The following is a 22,623-nucleotide window of genomic DNA, read 5'->3' on the forward strand; positions in this document are numbered from 1 at the left end:
TCGCGTGGGCCGTCCAGGCAGAAGATGATCAGGCGAGGGGACGCAGGCGGACGGGGAGCTCCTGGTGGCCGTTGCTGATGAGGGTGGGCATCGGCCGTAACGTGGCAGCCGGTGCCGCGAGTGACATGGCGGGGAAACGCTCGAAGAGCTGGCGCAGGGCTTCGGCTACTTCGAGGCGGGCCAGGGGCGCGCCGAGGCAGAAGTGCACGCCGTGGCCGAACGCCAGATGGTCCTTCACCTTACGGGTGACGTCGAAGGTGTCGGCGTCCGGCCCGTGCCAGTCCGGGTCGCGGTTGGCGGCCCCGTAGGCGGCGAGGATGGGGTCGCCGGCGGCGATGATCTGCCCGTCGGGCAGTTCGAGGTCGGTGACGGCGAAGCGCAGCGGCAGGTATTTGATGGCGGGCTCGGCGCGAAGGGTCTCCTCCACCACGTCCTCCCAGGCGGCCTGGCCGGTGCGGACGAGATCGAGCTGCTCCGGGGACGTCAACATCGCGAAGACGGCCTGGTCGATGACGTTGACGGTCGTTTCGTACCCGGCGTTGATCATCAGAATCATCGTGTCGCGGAGTTCGACGTCGGTGAATCCGTCGCCACCCGACTCCTCATCACGTGCCGCGATGAGCAGGGAGGTCATGTCGTCGCCGGGGTCGCCGCGCTTGATGGCGATCAGCTGGTCGGTGACCTCGAAGAGGCGTGCGGCGTTGGCCTGGGCCTGCTCGGGGGTGAGGGTGCTGTCGAAGACGTTGTCGACGATCTGGCGGAAGTCGTCCCGCTGCTCCTCCGGTACGCCCATCAGATGGCCGATCACGGCGATGGGCAGCGGGTAGGCCAGTCGCTCGCGCAGGTCCACCACGTGGCCTGGGGGCACCGTGGCCAGGTCGTCGATCAGCTCGGTCACCAGGGATCGGATGGTCGGCTTCAGTTCGGCGACACGGCGTGCGCTGAGGGCGGGGGCGACCATCCGCCGTAGCCTGCGGTGGTCGGCTCCGTACGCGGTGAGCATGCTCTGCACCTCGATCCACAGGGCGAGCGGCCATGTCCTGATCGTCCGCGCGAAGGCAGGGTAGTGAGCACGGCCGTTCTTGGAGACATCGGGGCTCATCAGCAGGCTCTTGAGAAGGGCGGGATCGCTGACCGCCCAGGCTCGCAGGCCGAGGACGTCCACAGGAGTGGCTGGGCCCAGGGCGCGCAGGGCCCGATATTCGGCGTGCCGGTCAGCACCGGCGGGGTCGATGACGAACGGGAGCGGCTGGGACATTCTTCTCCTTCAAGCGATAGGCGACGTCTTACGGTGTTGCCGACACAGGGTTGACCGGATAACCCGGGCGATACGTGACAAGGCGCCGGGGTGACATCCCTGTCCAGCCGCAGGCGCCGACCACGAACGGGTCCTGCCATCCAGGGACATTGCTGTCATCCGTAGCAGGCGGATAAGCTGCTCGCCTACGCGTGATGTCTCGCTGGCTGCATCGACCCTCGTCCCGACAACGGTGAGCAGAGATCCCGGTCACGGCCGCGTGTCCGGCAGATCGGGGGTACGGGCGATGCCGAGTCGTCACGCCGAGATCACCCAGGGCGGGAGCCTGGCGCCGGTCTACCGGGTCGAGCCTGGAGGCGTCGATGCCGAGCCGCCGGCGGGGCGGCGCTGATGGTCGGCAGGCGTCCCAGGACACAGCTGCGCGGCCGGCAGATCGAGTGCGAGGCGCTGAGCCAGGTCATGACCACCGTACGGGGCGGCCGTAGCTCGGTGCTGGTCCTGCGTGGTGAGGCAGGCATCGGCAAGACGGCGCTGCTGGAGTACGCGCGTGACAGCGCGTCCGGCTGCCGGGTGGTCAGAGCGGCGGGTGTCGAGTCCGAGATGGAGCTGGCCTTCGGCGGGCTGCACCAGGTGTGTGTCCCGCTTCTGGATCAGCTCGGCCGCCTGCCGGAGCCGCAGCGTGACGCGCTCGAGACGGCGTTCGGCCTGAGCACGGGCTCTCCACCGGACCGCTTCCTCGTCGGGCTCGCCGTGCTCGGCCTGCTCGCCGCCGCGGCCGAGAAGGAACCGCTGGTGTGCCTCGTCGACGATGTCCAATGGCTGGATCAGATCTCCGCGCAGACCCTCGCCTTCGTCGCGCGGCGGCTGCTCGCCGAGCCGATCGGGCTGGTGCTCGCGGTGCGCCCGCCTGGCCTCGACGCCGAGTTGGCGAGGCTCCCACGGCTCGACGTGGCGCGGTTGAGCGACAGCGACGCCCGCGCCCTGCTGGACTCCGTGATCCCCGGCCGGCTGGATGATCGGGTGCGGGATCGGATCCTCGCTGAGACGCAGGGCAATCCGTTGGCGCTGGTGGAGCTGCCGCGGGGGCTGACGCCGGCGGAGCTGGCCGGCGGGTTCGCCCGTCCGGACGCTCGGCCGCTGACCAGCCAGATCGAGGAAAGCTTCCTGCGGCGAGTACGGTCGCTGCCGCCCCATACACAGCGGCTGCTGGTCATCGCCGCAGCCGAGCCGGTGGGCGACCTGGGCTTGCTGAACCGGGCGGCCGAGCTGCTGGGCATCGACGCGACCGCCGCGTCACCGGCAGAAGCGGCGGGGCTGATCACCATCGGGACCCGGGTGCGGTTCCGTCATCCACTCGTGCGTTCGGCGGCCTATCGGGTGGCGATCCCGGGCGAACGACAGCGGGCGCATCGGGCACTGGCCGACGCGACCGATCCGCGGGCTGATCCCGATCGGCGGGCCTGGCATCTGGCCAACGCGTCGGCCGGCCCCGATGAGACGGTGGCCGCCGAGCTGGAGCGTTCCGCCGAGCGAGCGCGGGTACGCGGCGGGGTCGCGGCGTCGGCCGCGTTCCTGGAGCGGGCGGCCGAGCTGACCCCCGACGCCGCGCGCCGCGGCGCCAGGGCTCTGGCGGCGGCCCAGGCGAAGTATCAGGCCGGCGGATACGACGCGGCGCTCGAACTGCTCGACGCGGCCGAGCTCAGCCCCATCGACGAACGCCTGCTCGCCCGATCCAGCCTGCTTCGCGGCCAGATCGTCTTCACCTCCAGGAGCGCCAGCGCCGCCCTGCCCCTGCTGCTCGACGCGGCCAGGCGCCTGGAGCCACTGGACGCCGGGGCGGCCCGCGAAACCTACCGTGACGCGCTGTACGCGGCTCTCACCGCCGGCCGGCTGGCGGACGGCGCGCAGATGGCGGACGTGGCCAGGGCCACCCTCGCCGCGCCGCCCGGGCCGCCGCCTGAGCGCAACGACCTGCTGCTGAACGGCCTGGCGGTGGCGACCATCGACGGGTACCCGGCGGGCATGCCGATGCTGCGTCAGGCCATGGCCGCCTTCCGCACCGCGGAACTCTCCACGCAAGAGGGCCTGGGCTGGCTCCCGCTCGCCGCCCGCATGGCGCACAACATCTGGGACTTCGACAGCTACCTGACGCTCTCGGCGAAGCTGGTCGAGATCGTCAGGGAGTCGGGGGCGCTGTCGGCGCTGCCGTCGGCTCTCCTGCTCCACCTGTCGGCCCGCGTGCTGGCCGGCGAACTCACCGCCGCCGACGCGCTGGTCGCCGAGGCGACCACGATCGGCGAGGTGTTGGGCAGCAGCTTCTTCGCCCAGTACGGAGCCCTGGTGGTCGCGCCGTGGCGGGGCGGAGAGGCCGAGACTCGTGAGGCGATCCAGGCGATCACACGGGACGTGGCACTGGCGGGCGAAGGAAAGGTGGCCACCGCCACCCAGTGGGCCACTTCGGTGCTCTGCAACGGCCTCGGCCGCTACGAGGAGGCCTTCGTCGCCGCCTCGCGCGGCGCCGAGCATCCCAAGGAACTCGGCCTGTCCACCTGGTCCATGATCGAATTGGTCGAAGCCGCCGCCCGGAGCGGGCAGCAGGCCCGCGCGGCCGAAGTCGCCGGCCGGCTCGATGAGATGGCGCGGGCCAGCGGCACCGACTGGGCCCTGGGCACCTCGGCGAGCATGCGCGCCCTGGCGGGCGTCGGATCGGAAACCGACGATCTCTACGGTGAGGCGATCGTGCGGCTCGACCGCGCCGGCGTCCGGATCGCGCTCGCCCGCACCCGGCTGCTCTACGGCGAGTGGCTGCGCCGGGAGAATCGCCGCGTCGACGCCCGCGAGCAGTTGAGCCTCGCCCACAAGATGCTCGACCAGATGGGTGCCACGGCGTTCGCCGAACGCGCCCGCCGTGAGCTGCAGGCCACCGGCGAGACGATCCGCAGGCGCCCGGACAGGGCGACGTCCGAGGTCGCGCTCACCGCCCAGGAAACGCAGATCGCGCGGCTGGCCGGTCAGGGGCTGACGAACGCCGAGATCAGCGCCCAGTTGTTCATCAGCCCGCACACCGTCGAGTGGCACCTGCGCAAGGTCTTCGCCAAGCTCGGCATCGCCTCCCGCAAGCAACTGCGGGGGACTCCGCCTGAAGGGACGACGGCGACGGCCTGACCGGCCTTCCGGCGCGGGGCGGCTGCTTCGGCCACTTCCCCTGGTCGTCCTGGGCGGTGTCGACCGGTTCGTGAGAGCATGATCCGGCCGGCGACGGAGGTCGCCGGTCGGATCGGCGCCGTCAGCCGTTCACGTGGCCGACGGCGTCGAGGATGACAGCGCAGACGGCGTCGGGCTGGGACACCGCAAGCGCGTGCGAGGCGCCGGGCACCAGCCTGGTCCCCCGCGAGCCGGCCCGGTCCGCCATGAACCGGACCGTCTCGGCCGGGATGTTGAGATCGCGCTCGCCGTACACGAACCAGGACGGCAGGGAGCGCCATGCGGGCCGGCCGGTCAGCCCGTCGGTCAGAGCCCGCTCGGTCACCGGCCGCTGGGTCGCCCCCATGAGCGCGGCTTCGTCGGCATCGAGGTCGGCGCAGAACTGCCCGTGGAACTTCTCCTCCGCGATGCGCAACTCGTTGCCTCCGGAGGAGACCGGATATGCCTCCAGCGCGCTGCCCAGGGTGCTGCCCTCGAACTTGGCCGAAAGCAGCAACGCGCTCTCGCCGGAGTCGGGGGCGAAGGCGGCGACGTAGACCAGCGCGCGCACGGCGGGGTTGTCCGCCGCTGCCTGGCTAATCACCATGCCGCCGTAGGAGTGGCCGACCAGGACGACCGGGCTGCCGAGGCCGGCGATCACGTCACGCAGGTACGCGGCGTCGCCCTCGACGCTGCGCAGCGGGTTCGCCACGGCCACGGCCCGCCGGCCACGGCCGTTCAGGAGCTTGATCACGCCGTTCCAGCTGGCGGACTCGGCGAACGCGCCGTGGACCAGGACGACGACCGGTTCTTCCTTGCTGGTCACGACTCCGCCTTTCCGTGGTTCAGGACGGCCTTGAGGACGTCGGCGGCCTGGGCGACGGCAGCGCCGGCCGCGGCGGTCGGCCGCACGGGGTTGAGCATCATGAAGTCGTGCAGGGTGCCGTTGTAGCGGACGCTGGTGGTGGACACTCCTGCCTCGGTCAGCTTGCGTGCGTAGGCCTCGCCTTCGTCGCGCAGCACGTCGTTCTCGTCCACGATCAGGAACGCGGGCGGCAGCCCCTTGAGCTCCTCGGCGTTGGCACGCAGCGGTGAGGCGGTGATCTCGGCGCGCTGGGCGGGGTCGGTGGTGTAGGCGTCCCAGAACCAGGCCATGGCCTTGGCCGTCAGGTACGGCCCGTCGGCGAACTCCCGGTAGCTGCCGGTGTCCTGGCCCGCGTCGGTCACCGGGTAGTACAGCGACTGGTGCACGAACCGCACGTCACCGCGCCGCTTGGCCAGGATGGTCAGCGCCGCCGCCATGTTCCCGCCGACCGAATCGCCGGCCACCGCGAGCCGGGAGGCGTCCAGGCCCTCCGCCGCGCCGTCCCTGATGATCCACTGCGCGGTCGCGTACGCCTGCTCGATCGCCACCGGGTATCGCGCCTCCGGTGAACGGTCGTACTCCACGAAGACCACCGCCGCGCCCGCCCCCACGGCCAGTTCTCGCACGAGCCGGTCATGGGTGCCCGCGTTGCCCAGCACCCATCCGCCGCCGTGCACGTACAGCACGACGGGCAGCACTCCGGACGACCCGGCGGGCTTGACGATCTTGACCCGCACGTCCCCCGCCTCGGCCGGCACGACGATCCACTTCTCGTCCACGTCCGGCTTGTCGATCGGGGCCGCCTGCAGGTCGTCCAGCACCTTGCGGGCACCCTCGACCCCCAGTTCGTACAGGAACGGCGGCTTCGAGGTCGCCTCCGCCAGATCCCGTGCGGCCGGTTCCAGAATGTGTTCACTCATGACGTCTCTCCTTTTTCGCGGTCGGTCTCCCGGAAGCCGATCTCCCGGTGAGTGCTGTCACACAGCGGTTTGTTGGCGGAGCGGCCGCAGCGACACAGCGTCACCCGGTTGCGGACCTCCAGCGGCCGGCCGTCCGAGCGCACGACCGGCAGTCCTCCGGTGACCCACAGCGCGCTGGCCAGGCCGTCCTCCTCTTCCAGGACCGCGATGGCCCGCGGGAGGTCGGCCTCGACCGTCTCGCCGCCGCGTTCGAGGGCATAGCTGTAGGAGCCGGAGGCGCAGTGGTCGATGCGGCCCATGACGGCGGCGCGCACGTCACTGTCGCCGGTGTCGGCGAGCATCGAGGCGATCGGCCGGGTACGGCCGAGACAGAAGCCGATGTGGATGCACAGTTCCCCCACCCGCTGCGCCGAGATCCCCACCCCGTCGTGGACGTGCTGCAGCTCCCGGTACGGCCGCATGGGGGCGTTCTCGGTGCCGTCGAACCCGATCACGGCGTGGGTCCCGTCGCAGAACGGCTTGGCACCCGAATGACCGCAGCGGCACAGCGCGTAGGTCTCCTCGGTTTCCAGAGGCTCGCCGGTCTGCCAGGTCACCGCGTCGTTCTCCGAGGAGACGATTTTGCGTTTGCGCCGGAGCGGTACGCCGCCGTACACGACATACGGGCCGTCGCGCAGGACGACGATCCGCTGCCGACCACCGGGAACGGGCGCCGTGTACTCGAAGGTGGGGCCGTCCGCGCCCGGCATCCTCATCAGGGCCTGGGCTTGGGCCTTGAGGCTGTACATGGTGCCGGTGGCGACCTTGAGCAACTTCGGGCTGCCGTTGAAGGCCTGCTCCAGCTGGTGCAGCATGGCGCAGTAGGTGGTGTTGAACTCGTCCTGGGCGGCGCGGGCCTCGGTGCCGGGGGCGGCGGGCCGCGGGTTGGGCCTCATCGGCAGGATGCCTGCCGGGTCCACCTGGATCGGCTCGCCGGTGGGGCCCGTCCTCGGGGTGTCACCCCGCTGGTAGCGCCGGCCGAGTTTGAGCTCCTGGAAGCGGTAGTAGTGCGCCACCTCGTCCCGGTCGGGGTGGAAGACGTCCGGGTCGCCGTCCCACACCTCACCCGCCGAGGCGCCCTCGCCCTGCTCGACGATCTCCCCCAGCGCGGCCAGCGCCGACTCCAGGCCGTCGACCACGGCCAGACGCCCGGCCGTGTGCCTGAAGTGGGCGGCGCCGACCTGGCGGGCCGGGTCGCCGCAGAAGACGTCGCGCTCCCCGAGCCGGTCGCACAGGTCCCGCAGCCCCTGTTCGATCGCGCCGTAGAACTGCCCGATCGTCTCATAGCCGTCGGCCTCCACCGGCGCGCCTGGCGGCGCGGGCTGTTCGACGCGCATGAACATGTCGAGTGCCTCGTCGCCGAACGGGAGGAGCGCCAGCCTCAGCGAGGGGTCGCCGTGAGGGAGGGGCCGGGGATGCGGCGGGAGCATCCGCGGCGTGTCGAGGCGGGGGCTTCCGCCGACGGCGTTGAGCAGGTTCGCCGCCAGCGCCAGGTGCAGCATCTCTTCGGCGAAGACGCTGCCCACGACCCGAACCGCTTCGGGGTTCTTCTCCGGATCCAGGGAGTACAGCGCGCACAGGTAGGGCGGCAGCGTCGCGTGCTCCAGCTCGATCGCCCACTGGAGATGCTCACGGAGGCTTTCGAGCGTGCGGATCCGCGCCTCAGTCGGCATGGTCGCCCGGCCGGACGTCGTGTTCCAGCGCTTCGACGGCGTCATGGAGACCCCGCAGGCCGATCTGCTCGCGCTGGGCCTCCAGCGGGTCGAACAGCCAGTCGGTGACCGGCGTGGCGGCGGCTTCCTCCGGACGGCTCTCCTCGATCATGACCACTTCGGCCTCGATCACGACCTTGAGCTCATGCAGGAAGTTCGGCTCACTGCTCATGATGGCTCCCGCGTTCGTTGGGTGGATGGACCTCGCCGGACGGCGTCGGCCGACGCCGTCCGGCGAGGGAGGCTACTTCGTGCTTCCGTCAAGCCAGGCGCGGTAGCTGATCTGGCCGAACGTGGCGCCGCCGGCGGGCACCAGGGTGCGCTCGCCGGGCACGCTGCCGAAGTAGCGGGCCTGGGGGTCGGAAACGACCGGGCGGGCGTCGCCCCAGGCGGAGAGGGCTTTGCGGAAGAACTCGTCCATCCAGTACTGCTCAGGCCCGGCGATCTCGGTCCTGCCGTTCAGCGGGCTGCCGACCGCCGTACGGCCGACGGCCTGGGCGACCTCCTCGCCGGCGACGGGCTGGAAGCGCACGGGCGCGATGTGCACCTCGCCGTCGACGGTGGAGGTGTCGGCGATGCTGCGGATGAACTCGTAGAACTGCGTGGCGTGGACGAGGGAATAGGGGATGCCTGACTTCTCGATCAACTGCTCTTGAGCGATCTTCGCGGCGAAATAGGCGTTCTCCGGCAGCCGTTCGGTTCCGACCACCGAGAGCGCGACATGGTGCTCCACGCCCGCCGCGGCTTCGGCGGCCAGCAGGTTGCGGGTCGAGGTCTCGAAGAAGTCGAGTACGGCGGCGCGTTCGAAGGAGGGGGAGTTGGACACGTCCACCACCACGTCCGCGCCCGCCAGCGCCTGGGGCAGCCCTTCGCCGGTCAGCGTGTTGACGCCGGTGTTCGGGGCCGCAGCCACCGCTTCGTGGCCGTGCTCGCCCAGCTTGGTGACGACCTTCGACCCGATCAGGCCGGTTCCGCCGATGACGACCACCTTCATGGTGTTGCCCTCTCTGTCCGCCGGGCGCTGTCCGTCCCGGTCGCAGCTAAGACCGGCCAGCCCCCCGCAGTCGTGACGAACACCGCGAAAAATTCTGATCGCGACGGAACGTCGGCCCGGAGCGCAGGGGGCGGGCGTCCACCACGGCGCTCAACGGGTCTGGTCGGTGGGGCGGATGAGGATCTCGTTGACCGCGACGTGCGCAGGCTGGGTGACCGCGTACACGACGGCCTCGGCGATGTCGCCCGGCCGCAGCGTGCGCATGGAGGAGGCCATCTCCTGGGCGGCCGCCCGCATCGCGGGGTCGGAGATGTGCCCGGACAACTCGGTGGCCACGAATCCGGGTTCGACGACCACGACGCGCACGCCCTGGGCGGTGACCTCCTGCCGCAGCGACTCGGCGAAGGCGGTGATGCCGAACTTCGTCGCGGAGTAGACGCCGTTGCCCGCGGACGCGATCCGGCCCGAGGTCGAGGAGACCTGGACGACCGTCCCCTTGCTCTCCAGCAGGTACGGCAGCGCCGCGTGGACCGTGTACATCGACCCCAGCAGGTTGGTGTCGACCATGCGCGTCCATTCCGAGACGTCGGCGCCCAGGAGAGGGCCGGCGAGCATCAGCCCGGCGTTGTTCACCAGGATGTCCAGGGCGCCGAAGCGCCCGACGGTCGCCGCCACCGCGGCTCGTACCGAGTTCTGGTCGGTCACGTCCAGGTCGAGGGTCAGCATCTCGCCGGGCGCCTTGCGGGCCAGGGACTCCAGCCGGTCGACGCGCCGGGCTCCGGCCGCTACGAGTGCCCCCTCCGTGGAGAGGGCGAGCGCGGTGGCTTCCCCGATGCCCGACGACGCTCCGGTGATGAGGGCGACCTTCCCGTCCAGCAGGTTCATGTTCTTCCTTTCGGCAGCAAACGGACCGTGCGGTCACTTTTACTCTAACGCCGAAACGGACCATGCGGTCACTTTGGCTAGACTGGCCGCATGACTGGGACGACGCCACGCAGCGACGCGGTGCGCAACCGCAGGCTACTGCTGGAGGCCGGGGCCAGGACGTTCGCCGAGCGTGGGGTCGGGGTGTCCATCGCGGAGATCGCGCAGTGCGCCGGACTGGGAAAGGGCACCGTCTTCCGGCACTTCTCCTCCAAGGAGGAACTGCTTGCGGCGATCATGCTCGGCATGCTGGACGAGCTGGTGGACACCGCCAGCACGTTGCTCACAGCTGACGATGCCGGCGGCGCGCTGCGCGCATTCATGACCGAGAGCGTGCAGATCTTCGTCAGGGACCGCGCCTTCTGTGAGGTCGTCGGGCGGCCGTCCATACAGCTCCCGCAGGTACGTGAGGCGATCGACCGCCTCTGCGAAGCCGCGGAAACGCTCACCGCCCGCGCCCGGGAGCAGGGCGCCGTGCGCCCGGACCTCACCGGCGTCGACGTCATACTCCTGCTCAGCGGCATCAAGCACACCGCGGAGCCGCTGCTCGCCGCCGAGCCGCAGGCCTGGCGCCGGTATCTCGAACTGGCCTTCGACGGCATCAGCAGCCGGGCGGGGCAGGCGCTGCCGTACCCTCCGCCCGGCCACCTGCCTCTGGACGGCCCCCGCCCCGGGTGATCGTCACATCTTCGGAGTAACCCGGTCCGGTCCTTCGAGGTCGGCGTCGTAGGCCTCCTTGCCCGGTGGAACGTCCGGAGTCACACCGGTCATTCAATGACCACAGGTCGCAGGCGTACAGACACCGCGAAGGCCACGGCGATGACCACCATGCCGATGCCGGCCCACAGATTGGCGTTCACGTCACCGGTCTTGGCCCGATCCGACGCCGAGTCCACGACGAGACCCATGATGATCAGCACGATGCCGTAGAACCCGATCAAACCCGCGATGAACACGCGCACGTCGAAGGCCCCGGCCCTGCGCGGTCCAGCATGTTCGCCGCCGGTGGCGGCCCGTTCGTCGGTCATGTGCCGGTTCCTTTCAGGACGGTCATCTGAAGATCACGTTGAGCGCGGTGACGAGCACGAGGGAGATACCCGCGAGCTTCACCGGCGCGCGGTACCAGGGCAACCGGCTCGCCGCCGGATCGGTGCGCTGTTGCCTGGGCGTCTCCGACAGGACGAGCCCTCCGAGTTCGCTCGCCGGCTTGGGCGGGGTCATCAGGCTGACCAGGACGCTGACGGTGATGTCGACGACGAAGGCCGCGCCCGCGGCCACGAACGCAGCCCCCTGACCGGGCAGGGAGAAGACGCCCACCTCGTTGAGCAACCAAACGGTCACCGCGCCCAGCGTCCCGGACACCAGCCCCACCCAGCCGGCGGTCGCGGTCATCCGCTTCCAGAAGATGCCCAGGATGAAGGTGGCGAACAGCGGAGCGTTGAAGAAGCCGAACAGCGTCTGGAGATAGGTCATCAGGTTGCCGTAGCCGGCGGCGATGAAGGCGGTGCCGATGGCCAGGCCCGTCGCACCGACCGTGGCCCACCGGCCGACTTTCAGGTAGTAACCGTCGGAGCGGCCCTTCTTCACGTACTGCTGCCACAGGTCGTAGCTGAAGACGGTGTTGAAGGCGGAGATGTTGGCCGCCATGCCGGCCATGAACGCGGCGAGCAGACCCGTCAGGGCGATGCCGAGCAGCCCTGTGGGGAGCACGTCGCGGATGAGCAGCAGGATCGAGTCGTTGTAGGTGATCCCGGCGGCCTGGTCGCCCGCCTTGAGCCGCATCACCTCGGGCACCAGGACTCCGGCGATCATCCCGGGGATCACGACGATGAACGGGATGAACATCTTCGGGAACGAGGCGATGATCGGCGTACTGCGTGCCGCGGACATCGATTTGGTGGCCATCGCGCGCTGGACCTCGACGAAGTTGGTCGTCCAGTAGCCGAAGGAGAGCACGAAGCCGAGGCCGAAGACGATGCCGACGACGGACAGGACCGAGTTGCCGAACCCGGCCAGTTCGTTGCCCGGCCACGAGTTGAGCTGTTCCGCACCGCCGCCGACGGATGTCCGCACCTTGTCGATCAGCCCGTCCACGCCTCCGACGCGGTGCAGCCCGATGAGGGTGAGCGGCAGCAGCGCGGCAACGATGACGAAGAACTGCAGGACCTCGTTGTAGATGGCCGCGGACAGGCCGCCGAGGGTGATGTAGCTGAGGACGATCGCGGCGGCGAGGAGCAGGGCTACCCACAGCGGCCAGCCGAGCAGGCCGTTCACGACGGTGGCCAGGAGGAACAGGTTGATCCCCGCGATGAGGATCTGGGCCAGGGCGAAGCTGATCGCGTTCACCAGGTGCGCGCCGGGCCCGAAGCGGCGGCGCATGAACTCGGGGACGCTGCGCACCTTGGACCCGTAGTAGAAGGGCATCATGACGACGCCCAGGAAGAGCATGGCCGGGATGGCGCCGATCCAGTAGTAGTGCATGGTCGGCATGCCGTATTCAGCCCCGTTGGCCGACATGCCGATGATTTCGACAGCGCCGAGGTTGGCTGAGATGAACGCCAGCCCGGTGATCCAGGCGGGCAGCGACCGCCCGGACAGGAGGAAGTCGAGACTGCTGGAGACCCTCCGGCGGGCCGCCACTCCGATCAGCAGGACCACGGCGAAGTAGACGAAGATCAGCAGGTAGTCGACGATCCCGGCGCCGATCCTCAGCGGGTCGTCCACCGGGACTCCTCCGGCAGATGAGCGACGCACACGGCGTCGAGGAGGTGCCTGCTCATCGTGTGCCCCTGTCGTCTGTGTACTCGAAAGTGGGTCCGGCCCCGCCGGGCATCTCCATCAGTGCCTGCGCCTGCCTCTTGAGCGTGAACATGGTGCTGGTGGCGTCCGCGAGCTGCTTCGGGCTCCCGTTGAATGCCTGCTCCAGCAGTTGCAGGAGATCGCGATAGGTGCGGTTGAACTCCTCCTGCGCGGTTCGGGTCGCACTTCCCGGCGCGGCGGGTCGCGGGTTGCGGCTCATCGGGCGCACCCCCGCCAGGTCCACGGAGATCTTCTCCCCGGTGGGCCCTGACTCCGAGGTGTCGCCTCGCCGGTAGCGGCGACCGAGTTTCAGCTCCTGGAAGCGGTAGTAGTGGGCGACCTCATCGCGCTCCGGGTGGAAGACGTCGTGCTCGCCGTCCCAGATCGAGCCGCCGGCCGCACCTTCGCCCTGCTCGACGATCTCCTTCAGCGCGCCCAGGGCGGACTCGAGATCCTCGACCGCGAACAGTGATCCGCCGGTGTGCCGGAAGTGGGCGCCACTGATCTGGCGGGCCGGATCGCCGCTGAAGACGGCCTCCTCGCCGAGCCGATCGCACAGGTACCTGAGTCCCTGCTCGATCGCCGCGTAGAACTGCCCGATCGTCGCGTAGCGGTCGCCCTCCGGCGGCGCGCCCGGCGGAGCGGGTCGTTCGAGACGCAGGAACATCTCCAGCGCTTCGGCCCCGAACGCGACCAGCGACACCTCGAAGGAAGGGTCACCGTGCGGCAGCCTTCGCGGGTACGGCGTGAGCATCTCCGGCGTGTCCAGCAGCGGTCGTCCGCCGACGGCGTTGAGCAGGTTCGCGGCCAGCGCCAGGTGCAGCATCTCCTCGACGAAGACGCTGCCCACCACCTGGGCCGCCTCAGGGTTGCGCTCGGGATCCAGCGAGTAGAGCGCGGTCAGGTACGGCGGCAGCGTCGCGTGCTCCAGCTCGATCGCCCACTGAAGGTGCTCGCGCAGGCTGTCGAGCGTGCCGATCCGCGGCGTCGCTTCCTGCGAATTCTCGTGCGCCATCGGCGTCATGCCCCGGTGCTCCTGCGGCGGGCGCGGCGGCTCGCGCGCGGCCTCGGTTCGTTGCCCGTCACCACGAACCCCTTTCTGACTGCCGGGCGACCCGTTTGCCACCCGATCGCCAGCTAGGACAAAACAGCTTCAGGGGTTGTGACAACCCCCGGAAAGTTCCCTCGCACCGTCCGCTGACGGTCAGACACTCACGCCTTCGTGCGATGTGTACGGCGCTGCGGCGAGAGGACATTCGACGACATGAACATCACGTACCTCGATGCCCCTTGCCTCCATGTGCGCGGAACGCAGCCGCCCGTCCCCGCCGGTCACGTCGACGGCTGCGAGGATTGCCAGAAGTCAGGCGGCCGCTGGGTGGAACTGCGCGAGTGCCTGACCTGCGGCTACGTCGGCTGCTGTGACACCTCTCCCGGCCGGCACGCCGCCGCGCACTGGGCCGAGACCACTCACCCTGCGACCGCCTCGCTGGAGCCGGGCGACCGGTGGGGCTGGTGCTACGCCGACCGGCGCTATCTCAGGTCGGTACGGCGGAGCCGCCGGATCATCGCGTGACGGAGTCGTGTTCGAGGACCAGCCGGGTGAGTTCGACCCGTGAGCTGATCCCGAGTTTGGCGAAGGCGTGCCACAGGTGGGTGCTGACGGTGTGCGGCGACAGGTAGAGCTGGTCGGCGACCTGCTTGTTGGTGGCGCCACCCGCGACCAGCCTGACGATCTGCAGTTCGGAGGCGGTGAGGCTGTCCCAGCCCGCGGTGGGTCTGCTGGGGACGTCGCGTGACCGTCGCTGCCCCAGGCCCCTGAGGCGGTCACGCACGCGGGAGGCGTCGTGTTCCGCCTCGGCCTGCTCGTAGAGGCGCAGGGCCGCGTCCAGCTCGACGACCGTGCCCGTGTCCTCCAGAGCTCCCGCCAGCACGAGCGGCCGGGGGATGTCGTGGTACAGCTCTATGGCGCGGGCCAGCAGACCGGCGTCGCCGTCCACAAGGGCGCGGGCGTGCACGGCCGTGGCCTCGTAGATCGGAACGCCGGGGTTCTCGCGGTGACGGGTCTCGGCGAACTCGGTGACCAGGGACGCGCGGGCATGGTCACCGGCCCTCAGCGCCATCCTGACGAGGACGGGCTCGTCGGCTGGGTCGGGCGGGGAAGCCAGCGACGAGGTCGGGCGATGGTAGGAAGCCACGGCCTCGCCGGTCAGGTCCATGGCCAGGGCGAGGTCGCCCTCGTCTGCGGCGATCTGCGCAGCGAGCCACGCTCCCGACCGCCGTACATGTCCGGCCTCGGTCTCCATGATGGACGCGGCGAACTCCCGGGCGCGTGACAGGTCCTGCGGGTCGCCGGTGTGCAGGGCGACGCGGCCCAGCACGTAGCGGGTCGAGACGTCGTCGAAATTGCCCCGGCCGAATTCGTCGGACATGGTCAGGACGGCCTCGGCTTCGGCGCGCGCGTCGCTGAGCCGGCCCGCGTCCAGATAGATCCGGCAGCGGGCCATACCGAGCATCCTCAGCATGCCGGCCTGTCCGTGATGCTGTGCCCGGCGTACGCCGTCATCCGCCTGGGCAAGCGCTTCCTCCACCCGCCCCAGCGTGGTGAGCAGCAGGGCTCTCCAGACGCCGGGCAGCCACAGCCCTCCGGAGCTGACGTCGCCCGCCGCGGCGACCGCCTGGTCGATGAGGTCGACCGCACGGCGGGCGGCGAGCCGGCGGTTGGCGATGATCGAGCCCACGCCCAGCAGCGTGGCCCGCGACGCCTGGTCGGCCGCCTGATCCGCAGTGGCCAGCGCGGCCGGGATCAGGTCTTCCGCCTCGGCGGTCTCATCGGCGTCGATGAAGGCGAGGTTGAAGGCCAGCATGGCCATCAACTGGGCACGGATGCGGGGCGGCAGCCCCGGCAGGGCCACTCCGGCGCGGCTGTGTCGTACGGCCTCGCTGAAGGAACGCCGGTTGGCCTCGATCGCCAGGCCCAGCCTGATGCCCGCCTCGACCTCGACGGGCAGTGGCCGGAGCAGCGCGCTCTCGGCCAGTGCGACGGCTTCGCCCGCGTGGCCCGTCTGGGAGAACAGCGGCAGAGCCTCGGCGATGAGGCCCGCCTCCCTCAAGGGGTCCAGGGCGGACAGCTCGATCGCGCGGCGGCTCATCTGCACGGCGGCCGACGGTGCGACGTCCGCCAGGTCGCGGGCGGCCTGGCGGAGCAGCGTGATGGCGGCGCGGTCGCCGGGCTCGGCGGTCTCGGCCAGGTCGGCGGCGATCCGCGCGACCGGGACGCCCTGAGCGAGCCGCAGGTCGACGGCCTGGCGGCGGAGCGCCTTGCGCAGGGTCGCGGGCAGGGCCGCCTGGATCGACTCACGGATCAGATCGTGGCTGAAGACCAGCGCGCTGTCGCGTTCGACCAGAAGATCCGCCGACAGCAGTTCCTCCAGCGATTCCAGCAGCGTGACGGCGGATTCTCCGATGAGTTCGGCGAGCTGGTCGATGGAGACGGTCCTGCCCAGGACCGAGGCGATCTGCGCGGCCTTCCTGGCCAGCGGGGAGACCTGCTCCAGGCGGTGCTGAACCGAGGCGTGGAACCGCAGCGGCACGCGCTGCCGGGTCAGCCGGGCGACACCGTCGGCGACAGTGACCCCTCCCTCGTCGAGCATGCCGTTGATCAGCTCGGTGAGCAGCAGCGGGCGTCCCTCGGCCCGCTGCGCGAGCTGCAGAATGGCGCCGTCGGGAGTGGCCGCGAGCAGGTCGCCGGTCATCGCGGCGACCGCCTTGCCCCCCAAGGGGGCGAGCGTGAGCTGCTGCCCTCCGGGCTGGGCCAGTGCGAAGATCGTGGCGCGGACGTCGGGGCGGAGCGGCCCGGTCCGCGCGGCGAGGATCCAGGCGATGGGATGCAGGGACAGCCGACGCGGCAGGGTGCGCAGGGCCAGCAGGGTGCCCTCGTCGCACCACTGCAGGTCGTCGATGACGATCACCAGCGGCGCGGCCAGCGCGGCGCGCTCCAGGTGCTCGAGAAGCTCCTGCAGGAACCAGTACGTCCCCGGAGCCGCCTGGGCCGTACCGGCCGGGATGATCTGGTCGGAGCCGGAGTGCAGCGCGCCGAGCAGGGCGCCGAAGGGGATGGTCTGCCCGTCCGGGTCGCCGCCGCCGTGGATGACGCGCAGCCCCGCCTCCTCGGCCATCTGCCGCGCCTCGGTGAGCATGCGGGTCTTGCCGATGCCAGGACTGCCCTGGATGAGGGTCGTCGTGCCCCGGCCGCGGGTCAGCGCGGCCAGATGGGTACGCAGGGCGGCGACCTCGGACTGCCGCCCGCGCAGCCGGTACCGTCCGTGCTCGGCCGAGGCGCCGATCTTCGATTCACGTGCGTTCACGTTGCCCTCTGTTCGGTGACGTCAATGGCGGATGCCGCGGCGGGTCGTCGACGGTCAGGAGATCCGGGAGGACGTCGCCGGTGAGGCTCGCTGCCAGGTCAGAGCCGGCGGCGGCCACCCGGTGCCCTCTCCGGAGCGCTTCACGGCGACGTGCCGCCCCGTGCCGCGTGCGGCTCCCGTGACGAACCAGACGGCCATACGTGTCCACCCGAGGTCGGCCTCCTCCGGCGGGAGGCGGTGTGGACCACGGTGTCAGTTCTGTGTGGTGCGATACATCGCACGAACATGCGATGTCTCATTGGGCTGCTTCGAGCTCCTTGAGCACCTCGGCGGCCTTGTCGCCGTCGCCCTCCTCCTCGTAGAGCCGGGCCGCCTCGGCCAGCGCATGGCGGGCCTCCGCGATCCGGCCCGCGCACCGCAGCGCGGTGCCGAGCCTGTGCTGGGTGAGCGCCACCGAGAAGGGCAGCGGGTGGACGCTCAGCTGTGGCATGGCCTGCTGGTAGGCCTCGACCGCCTCTTCCCAGCGCTGGAGCGTCAGGTAGGTGGTGCCGAGATGGCCCAGGGCGGCCCCGAGCATGTAGGTGGTGACGATCGGGAACCCGCCGAAAGCGGGATCACGGAGTTCGGCCACCAGCGCGAGGTTGCGCTCCAAGGCGTCCTCCGGGCGGCCGGCCCGGCGCAGGGCGTGGACCTCGGCGAGCACGGCCTGGGGGTAGTTCTTCAGATCGCCGCCCCGCAGGGCTAGGCGGGCGCCCTGGCGGGCGTGCTCCAGCTCCTGCTCCAGTCTCGCCGGATCGCTGCGCAGAGCCCAGGCGAGGTGGACCAGAGCCACTCCCTGCTGAGGGAGGTCGCCGACCTCGCGGGCCAGTTCCAGCGCTCGCGAGGCGAAGGTCTCCGCGTCCTTCGTCCGGCCTTCGCACACGTACATCGTCCAGGCCAGCTGGTTGAGCTGCGCCGCTTCCTCCCGCCGGTCGCCGGTGGCCCGGGCCGCTTCGGTGGACAGCGTGAACACCTCGGCCCAGTGCCCCCACTTGGGCCACTGGTCCGGGAACCCCTTCATGGATCCGGCCACCTCGACCACTGTCGTGTGCTCTCCGCGTCGTGCCGCCGAGCGCAGCGCCTCCAACCAGGCCGCGCCTTCCGCCTGCAGCCAGGCGCGTGCCTCGGCCCGGCTGTCGAGCGCGACGAGGGAACGCCGCTCCGGCGGCAGCGTGCCGTGCTCGGGCTCGAACCAGCGCCCGGCGGCCACCGCCACCTCCAGGAGCCAGCTCTCCATCCGCGAGCGCGACGCCTCCCGCTCCTGGGCCGGCTCCTCCTGCTCCAGCCGGGCACGGGCATAAAGCCGGACGAGGTCGTGGAAGCGGTAGCGGCCGGCGTACGGGGAGCTGAGCAGCCCCAGGTCGACCAGTTCCTCCAGTGCGTCCTCGGCGTCGTCCACGTCGAGCTGGGTCAGGACGGCGGTCATCGGGATGCCGAAATCGGACCCCACGGCCAGCGCGAGCCGCCGGAAGGTCTGCCGGGCGGCGGGGGTGAGCTGCTCGTAGGACAGCGCGAAGGCGGCGGCGACGTGCAGGCCCCCGGCTGCCAGCGCGTCCAGGCGGTGATCCTCGTCGGCGAGCCGGCCGGTGAGCTGCCTGATCGTCCAGCCCGGACGGCTCTGCAGCCGGTTGCCCGCGATGCGTATGGCCAGCGGCAGATGGCCGCACAACCGGGCGAGTTCGTCGACGGCCTTGAGGTCGGCCACCGAGCGGGCCTCGCCGACGATGGCACGCAGCAGCTCGGCCGCCTCCGGCCCGGCGAGCTGGGTCAGCGGGATCTGGCGCGCCCCCTCCAGCCCGGCCAGCGGACGGCGGCTGGTGATGAGGACCATGCTCGGCCCGTCCCCCGGCAGCAGCGGGCGTACGTGGCTCTCGCTCTCCGCGTTGTCCAGCACGATGAGGCAGCGCCGCTCGCGCAGCAGCGCCCGGTAGTGCCCGGCGCCTTCCTGCTCGTCGGCCGGGATGTTGCGCTCGGCCACGCCCAGCGCCCTGAGCAGCTGCGACAGGCCGTTCGAGCTGGTCAGCGGGATGGCGTCCATGCCTCGCAGGTCGAGGAAGAAGCGGCCGTCGGGGAACAGGTCCGCCAACTGCCCGGCGGCGTGCACGGCCAGCGCGCTCTTGCCCATGCCCGCCGTGCCCGAGATGGTGACGATCGCGGCAGTCTCGTCCGCGCGGGAGCGCCGGGTGGCCAAGTCGCGCAGCACGCCCAGCTCGCGCTCACGACCGGTGAAGTCACCGACACCGCGGGGCAGTTCGCAGATCCCGGCGGTGGAGGGAGCGGCGCGCGGCCGGCCGGCGCGGGCTGCGGCGAGGAGCGCGTCGCGGTCCGCCTGCGACAGCCGCAGCGCCTCGGCGAGCGCGGCGACGGTACGGCCCTGCGGCCCTCGGCTGACGCCGCGTTCCATGTCGCCGATGGCACGCACGCTCACCCCCGAAGCATGCGAGAGCCCCTCGATCGTCAGGTCCGCGGCCAGTCTGTGGGCTCTCAGCAGTGCTCCGAAAGAGTCGCTCACCCCTGCTCGCTTTCCCGGCAGAAGGCAGAATCGGCCACTTCTGCCTGTCGTTCTGCCTCGTCCCACTAAGCCCCGTTTGATTCCATTGTCCTACACGATCTCCGCCTGAAAACGGCACCTCCGGCCGGGCGCCACACCACGGAAACGGAACGAGCACATGAGCCTCAACAACGCGGTAGCGGGCTTCTCGGTCCCTTCTGAGCGTCGCTCCGCCGCAGACGCCTTCCCCACGATGCCGCTGCGCGGCCGCGAGCCCGAGCTGTCGTTGCTGCGTGACCGGCTGCACGACCTGCGGCGAGGGCACGGCGGAGCCGTTCTGATCGAGGGGGCGCCGGGGACGGGCAAGTCACGTCTGCTCGCGGAGGTCGCCGATCTGGCCGCGGCCGGCAGTCTGCGCGTCAGGGCAGGCGCCGGCACGCAGGACGGCCATGCCGTACCTTTCGCCCCCCTGCTGGACGCGCTGCTGTCCGGCCCGGCACCGCTCGTGGCGCGCGAGAGGTTGCTGGCGCTCAGTGAGGCGGAGGAACAGCGTTTCTGGCTGCTGCGGGAGCTGCAGCACGAGCTGGAGAGAGCCGCGTCGGCTGCTCCGCTGGTGATACTTATGGACGATCTGCAGTGGTGTGACGCGGCCACCCGCAGCGCCCTTCGCACGCTGCCCACCCGCCTGTCCGGCCGGCCCATCCTGTGGGTGCTGGCCATCCGCGAACAGCATCAGGCCGGTACGGCACGCGCCTGGCCTGCGGAGCGGATCGTGCTGCGACCGCTGTCGACGAAGGCCGTGGCGCTCCTGGCCCAGGACATCCTGCAGGCCGTCGCCGAACCCGTACTGCTCGAACTCGCCAGGAAGGCCGACGGCCGGCCGCTGCTCCTTGTCGAGTTGCTGAACGGCATGCGCGAGGAAGGCGCCATCCTCATCCAGGACGGGATGGCGCATCTCACGGCGGCCGAGGGCATCCCCATGCGCTTCCGCTCTTCGATCCGGCAGCGCCTCGACCGGCTCTCGCCGCTGGCCCGCGACAGCGTCCGCTTCGCGGCCATGCTGGGCCGCGACGCCGACGTCGACGTCCTGGCCGAACTTCTGCGGTGCTCCCCCGTCGACCTGATGGGCCCGCTGCAGGAGGCTCTGCGCGCCGACCTGCTGACCGACCTCGACGGCCGGCTCGCCCTGCGCAACGACCTGGTCCGCGAGGCCGTACGGAACAGCGTGCCCGCCGCGTTCAAGGACCTCATCCGCCGTCAGGCCGTCGATGTGCGGCTGCGGCGCGGCGCGGCGGCCATGGAAGTGGCCGCCGACCTGGCGGAGGTCGCCCAGCCGGGCGACCACGAAGCCGTCTCGCTGCTGCGCCGGGCCGCCACCGACCTCGCGCCCACCTCCCCCGCCGCCGCGGCCGCCCTGAGCGGCCGAGCTCTGGAACTCGCCCCCGCCGACCACCCCGACCGCCCGGCACTGATCGCCGAGACCGCCGTCCTGCTGTGGCTGACCGGCCACGACGACGAAGCCCGTGCGACGGCTGCCGGCGCCCTGGCCGGGCTGCTGGAACCGGAAGGCGAGGCGCAGGTACGGCTCAGCCTGGCCAGGCTGTCGAGCCAGAGCTCGTTCGCCGAGGCGGTCAGGCAGTGCCGGGTTGCGCTGGCCCTGCCAGGGCTGTCGGAGACGACCCTGGCACACCTGCTCACCCTGCAGGCCCTCTCTCTCGTCGTGGCCGGCGACGTCGAGGAGACCGGTCGCGCCGCCGAGGCGGCGTTGCTCGCCGGCGGCTACTGCGGCAATCGCGCCATCGAGGCCACCGCGATGGCGGTGGAGGCCACGCTCTCGTTCCACCGCACGGACTGGCGGCATGCCTTCGACCGGCAGGACGAGGCGGTACGGCTGGCGACCGACGCGGGCATCCTGCACTCGCCCTGGATCCCCGGGCCATCCTGGCAGAGCTTCCTGTGGAGCTCGGCGGGCGAACCCCTGCGCGGGCTTGAGGAGATCGACCTCGCCCTGGGAAGAGCGCGGACACACGGACAGGTGGCCGCGGCGCGCATGTGGTCGCTGTACCGCGTCCGTATGCTGCTCGACGCCGGGCGGCTGGCCGGCGCCCGTGCCGAGGCGGAAGCCGCCCTGGCCGAGGAGGGCGCAACGGGGAACACCGCCGACGTGACCGCCCGCTACGCCCTGGGCCGCTCGGCCCTGTACGCGGGTGACCGTCTCGGCATCGCCCAGCTGGCCTCCGACGGCCTGCGCATGACAGGTGACGAGGCTCCCTTCGTCACCAGGGCAGGCTCCTGGATGCTCGCTCTGGTAGCCGACTGCGACGACGACCCGGCACGCGCCCTGGCCCACGCCGCGGCGGCGGTCGCGCTGGGCCCGGACGGCGCGACGGGGGCGACCCCCCTGGACGCGGCCGACGACGTGGTGTTCGTCCGCATGGCCCTGCGCGCCGGTGACCGCGAGGCGGCCGTGCGCATGGTCTGCGAGACCGAGGCCCGGGCCGGGCGCAACCCCGGATTTCCGTTCCTGACCGCTGTCGCGGAACACGCCCGCGGACTGCTCGACGACGACGCGGCCCTGCTCTCACGTGCCGCGGAACGGTTCGCCGGCTTCCCCCGGCCGATCGTGCGCGCATCGGCGCTGGAAGACGCCGGCCGTGCCCTGGCGGCCACGGATCGGCGGGCCGCCGTCGCCCGCCTGAAAACGGCGTCGGAGCTGTACGAGCAGGCCGGAGCGTTGCGGGACGCGGCCCGGGTGCGGCGGCGGCTGCGCGAGGCCGGGATACGCCGGCGTGGCCGCAAGTCCGGCGCCGCCCACGGCTGGGACGGGCTGACCGCCGCCGAACTGCAGGTGGTCAGGCACGTGGCCCAAGGCGCCACGAACCGGCAGGTCGCGGAGCGGCTGTTCCTGTCGCCGCACACCGTCAACACCCACCTCCGTCATGCCTACACCAAGCTGGACGTCAATTCGCGCGTGGAACTGACCCGGCTGGTCGTGGAGCACGACGGCTGACCCGGTACCCCAACGGAAAGGA

The 22,623-nt window shown here is 71.1% G+C and carries 16 protein-coding genes; 4 read left to right on the forward strand and 12 right to left on the reverse strand.

What is annotated here, in order from left to right; translation table 11 throughout:
* Positions 1-28: 28 nt before the first annotated feature.
* Complete coding sequence (locus ACBI99_RS16385; protein ID WP_357584808.1) at positions 29-1,258, reverse strand: cytochrome P450; 1,230 nt, start codon at positions 1,256-1,258, stop codon at positions 29-31.
* A gap of 390 nt (positions 1,259-1,648) precedes the next feature.
* Here ACBI99_RS16385 and ACBI99_RS16390 point away from each other — a divergent pair, with 390 nt between their 5' ends.
* The gene (locus ACBI99_RS16390) at positions 1,649-4,423 is read left to right on the forward strand and encodes an AAA family ATPase (protein ID WP_375072621.1); all 2,775 of its coding nucleotides are present in this window, start codon (positions 1,649-1,651) and stop codon (positions 4,421-4,423) included.
* Between the two features lie 121 nt (positions 4,424-4,544).
* Here ACBI99_RS16390 and ACBI99_RS16395 read toward each other — a convergent pair whose 3' ends face one another.
* The 6 genes from ACBI99_RS16395 to ACBI99_RS16420 all read right to left on the reverse strand — a co-directional run bounded on the left by ACBI99_RS16395 (position 4,545) and on the right by ACBI99_RS16420 (position 9,856).
* Positions 4,545-5,267 carry an alpha/beta fold hydrolase gene (locus ACBI99_RS16395; protein WP_219499308.1) on the reverse strand — a complete coding sequence of 241 codons (723 nt, stop codon included), beginning with the start codon at positions 5,265-5,267 and terminating at the stop codon, positions 4,545-4,547.
* Positions 5,264-6,226: an alpha/beta hydrolase gene (locus ACBI99_RS16400; RefSeq protein WP_357584812.1), complete on the reverse strand. Its 963-nt coding sequence runs from the start codon at positions 6,224-6,226 to the stop codon at positions 5,264-5,266. Before ACBI99_RS16400 ends, ACBI99_RS16395 begins: the two co-directional genes overlap by 4 nt.
* Positions 6,223-7,983 carry a ferritin-like domain-containing protein gene (locus tag ACBI99_RS16405; RefSeq protein ID WP_375072622.1) on the reverse strand — a complete coding sequence of 587 codons (1,761 nt, stop codon included), beginning with the start codon at positions 7,981-7,983 and terminating at the stop codon, positions 6,223-6,225. The genes ACBI99_RS16400 and ACBI99_RS16405 overlap by 4 nt, the downstream gene beginning before the upstream one ends.
* Positions 7,928-8,149 carry a hypothetical protein gene (locus ACBI99_RS16410; protein ID WP_219499300.1) on the reverse strand — a complete coding sequence of 74 codons (222 nt, stop codon included), beginning with the start codon at positions 8,147-8,149 and terminating at the stop codon, positions 7,928-7,930. Before ACBI99_RS16410 ends, ACBI99_RS16405 begins: the two co-directional genes overlap by 56 nt.
* 72 nt (positions 8,150-8,221) lie before the next feature.
* Positions 8,222-8,971 (reverse strand): SDR family oxidoreductase, encoded by a 750-nt coding sequence (locus ACBI99_RS16415; protein WP_219499296.1) that lies wholly within the window; start codon positions 8,969-8,971, stop codon positions 8,222-8,224.
* A 150-nt stretch (positions 8,972-9,121) separates the two neighbouring features.
* Positions 9,122-9,856, reverse strand: a complete 735-nt coding sequence (locus ACBI99_RS16420) for an SDR family NAD(P)-dependent oxidoreductase (RefSeq protein ID WP_219499294.1) — start codon at positions 9,854-9,856, stop codon at positions 9,122-9,124.
* A 90-nt stretch (positions 9,857-9,946) separates the two neighbouring features.
* On the opposite strand from ACBI99_RS16420, the gene ACBI99_RS16425 reads away from it, so the two are divergent.
* On the forward strand, positions 9,947-10,573 hold the full coding sequence (locus ACBI99_RS16425) for a TetR/AcrR family transcriptional regulator (protein WP_219499291.1): 627 nt from the start codon (positions 9,947-9,949) through the stop codon (positions 10,571-10,573).
* Between the two features lie 89 nt (positions 10,574-10,662).
* Here the strand turns inward: ACBI99_RS16425 and ACBI99_RS16430 are convergent, their stop codons facing one another.
* From ACBI99_RS16430 to ACBI99_RS16440, 3 genes are read right to left on the reverse strand one after another with little or no spacing between them, the layout of a single operon-like run.
* Positions 10,663-10,923, reverse strand: a complete 261-nt coding sequence (locus tag ACBI99_RS16430; RefSeq protein ID WP_219499289.1) for a hypothetical protein — start codon at positions 10,921-10,923, stop codon at positions 10,663-10,665.
* Positions 10,924-10,945: 22 nt separating this feature from the next.
* Positions 10,946-12,619: a sodium:solute symporter family protein gene (locus tag ACBI99_RS16435; protein WP_219499287.1), complete on the reverse strand. Its 1,674-nt coding sequence runs from the start codon at positions 12,617-12,619 to the stop codon at positions 10,946-10,948.
* Positions 12,620-12,671: 52 nt separating this feature from the next.
* Complete coding sequence (locus ACBI99_RS16440; protein WP_357584818.1) at positions 12,672-13,718, reverse strand: ferritin-like protein; 1,047 nt, start codon at positions 13,716-13,718, stop codon at positions 12,672-12,674.
* Between the two features lie 240 nt (positions 13,719-13,958).
* Between ACBI99_RS16440 and ACBI99_RS16445 the strand changes: the two genes are divergently transcribed.
* Entirely contained in the window at positions 13,959-14,270 is a 312-nt protein-coding gene (locus tag ACBI99_RS16445) for a UBP-type zinc finger domain-containing protein (protein ID WP_219499282.1), read from the forward strand.
* Here the strand turns inward: ACBI99_RS16445 and ACBI99_RS16450 are convergent.
* Together ACBI99_RS16450 and ACBI99_RS16455 are read right to left on the reverse strand one after the other, a co-directional pair.
* The gene (locus ACBI99_RS16450; RefSeq protein WP_375072623.1) at positions 14,260-17,061 is read right to left on the reverse strand and encodes a helix-turn-helix transcriptional regulator; all 2,802 of its coding nucleotides are present in this window, start codon (positions 17,059-17,061) and stop codon (positions 14,260-14,262) included. The two genes, ACBI99_RS16445 and ACBI99_RS16450, sit on opposite strands and share 11 nt — an antisense overlap.
* A 295-nt stretch (positions 17,062-17,356) precedes the next feature.
* Positions 17,357-19,678 carry a helix-turn-helix domain-containing protein gene (locus ACBI99_RS16455; protein WP_375072624.1) on the reverse strand — a complete coding sequence of 774 codons (2,322 nt, stop codon included), beginning with the start codon at positions 19,676-19,678 and terminating at the stop codon, positions 17,357-17,359.
* Positions 19,679-19,769: 91 nt separating this feature from the next.
* Here ACBI99_RS16455 and ACBI99_RS16460 point away from each other — a divergent pair, with 91 nt between their 5' ends.
* Complete coding sequence (locus ACBI99_RS16460; RefSeq protein ID WP_357584824.1) at positions 19,770-22,601, forward strand: AAA family ATPase; 2,832 nt, start codon at positions 19,770-19,772, stop codon at positions 22,599-22,601.
* Positions 22,602-22,623 lie beyond the last annotated feature (22 nt).

The organism is Nonomuraea sp. ATR24 (genome assembly GCF_041950485.1).
In the GTDB taxonomy this organism is placed as follows: Bacteria; Actinomycetota; Actinomycetes; order Streptosporangiales; family Streptosporangiaceae; genus Nonomuraea; species Nonomuraea ceibae.

Coding starts and splice junctions, on each gene's coding strand:
- ACBI99_RS16430 (WP_219499289.1), bottom strand. CDS start 10,923: ATGACCGACGAACGGGCCGCCACCGGCGGCGAACATGCTGGACCGCGC.
- ACBI99_RS16460 (WP_357584824.1), top strand. CDS start 19,770: ATGAGCCTCAACAACGCGGTAGCGGGCTTCTCGGTCCCTTCTGAGCGT.
- ACBI99_RS16390 (WP_375072621.1), top strand. CDS start 1,649: ATGGTCGGCAGGCGTCCCAGGACACAGCTGCGCGGCCGGCAGATCGAG.
- ACBI99_RS16440 (WP_357584818.1), bottom strand. CDS start 13,718: ATGACGCCGATGGCGCACGAGAATTCGCAGGAAGCGACGCCGCGGATC.
- ACBI99_RS16405 (WP_375072622.1), bottom strand. CDS start 7,983: ATGACGCCGTCGAAGCGCTGGAACACGACGTCCGGCCGGGCGACCATG.
- ACBI99_RS16385 (WP_357584808.1), bottom strand. CDS start 1,258: ATGTCCCAGCCGCTCCCGTTCGTCATCGACCCCGCCGGTGCTGACCGG.
- ACBI99_RS16425 (WP_219499291.1), top strand. CDS start 9,947: ATGACTGGGACGACGCCACGCAGCGACGCGGTGCGCAACCGCAGGCTA.
- ACBI99_RS16445 (WP_219499282.1), top strand. CDS start 13,959: ATGAACATCACGTACCTCGATGCCCCTTGCCTCCATGTGCGCGGAACG.
- ACBI99_RS16410 (WP_219499300.1), bottom strand. CDS start 8,149: ATGAGCAGTGAGCCGAACTTCCTGCATGAGCTCAAGGTCGTGATCGAG.
- ACBI99_RS16400 (WP_357584812.1), bottom strand. CDS start 6,226: ATGAGTGAACACATTCTGGAACCGGCCGCACGGGATCTGGCGGAGGCG.
- ACBI99_RS16415 (WP_219499296.1), bottom strand. CDS start 8,971: ATGAAGGTGGTCGTCATCGGCGGAACCGGCCTGATCGGGTCGAAGGTC.
- ACBI99_RS16420 (WP_219499294.1), bottom strand. CDS start 9,856: ATGAACCTGCTGGACGGGAAGGTCGCCCTCATCACCGGAGCGTCGTCG.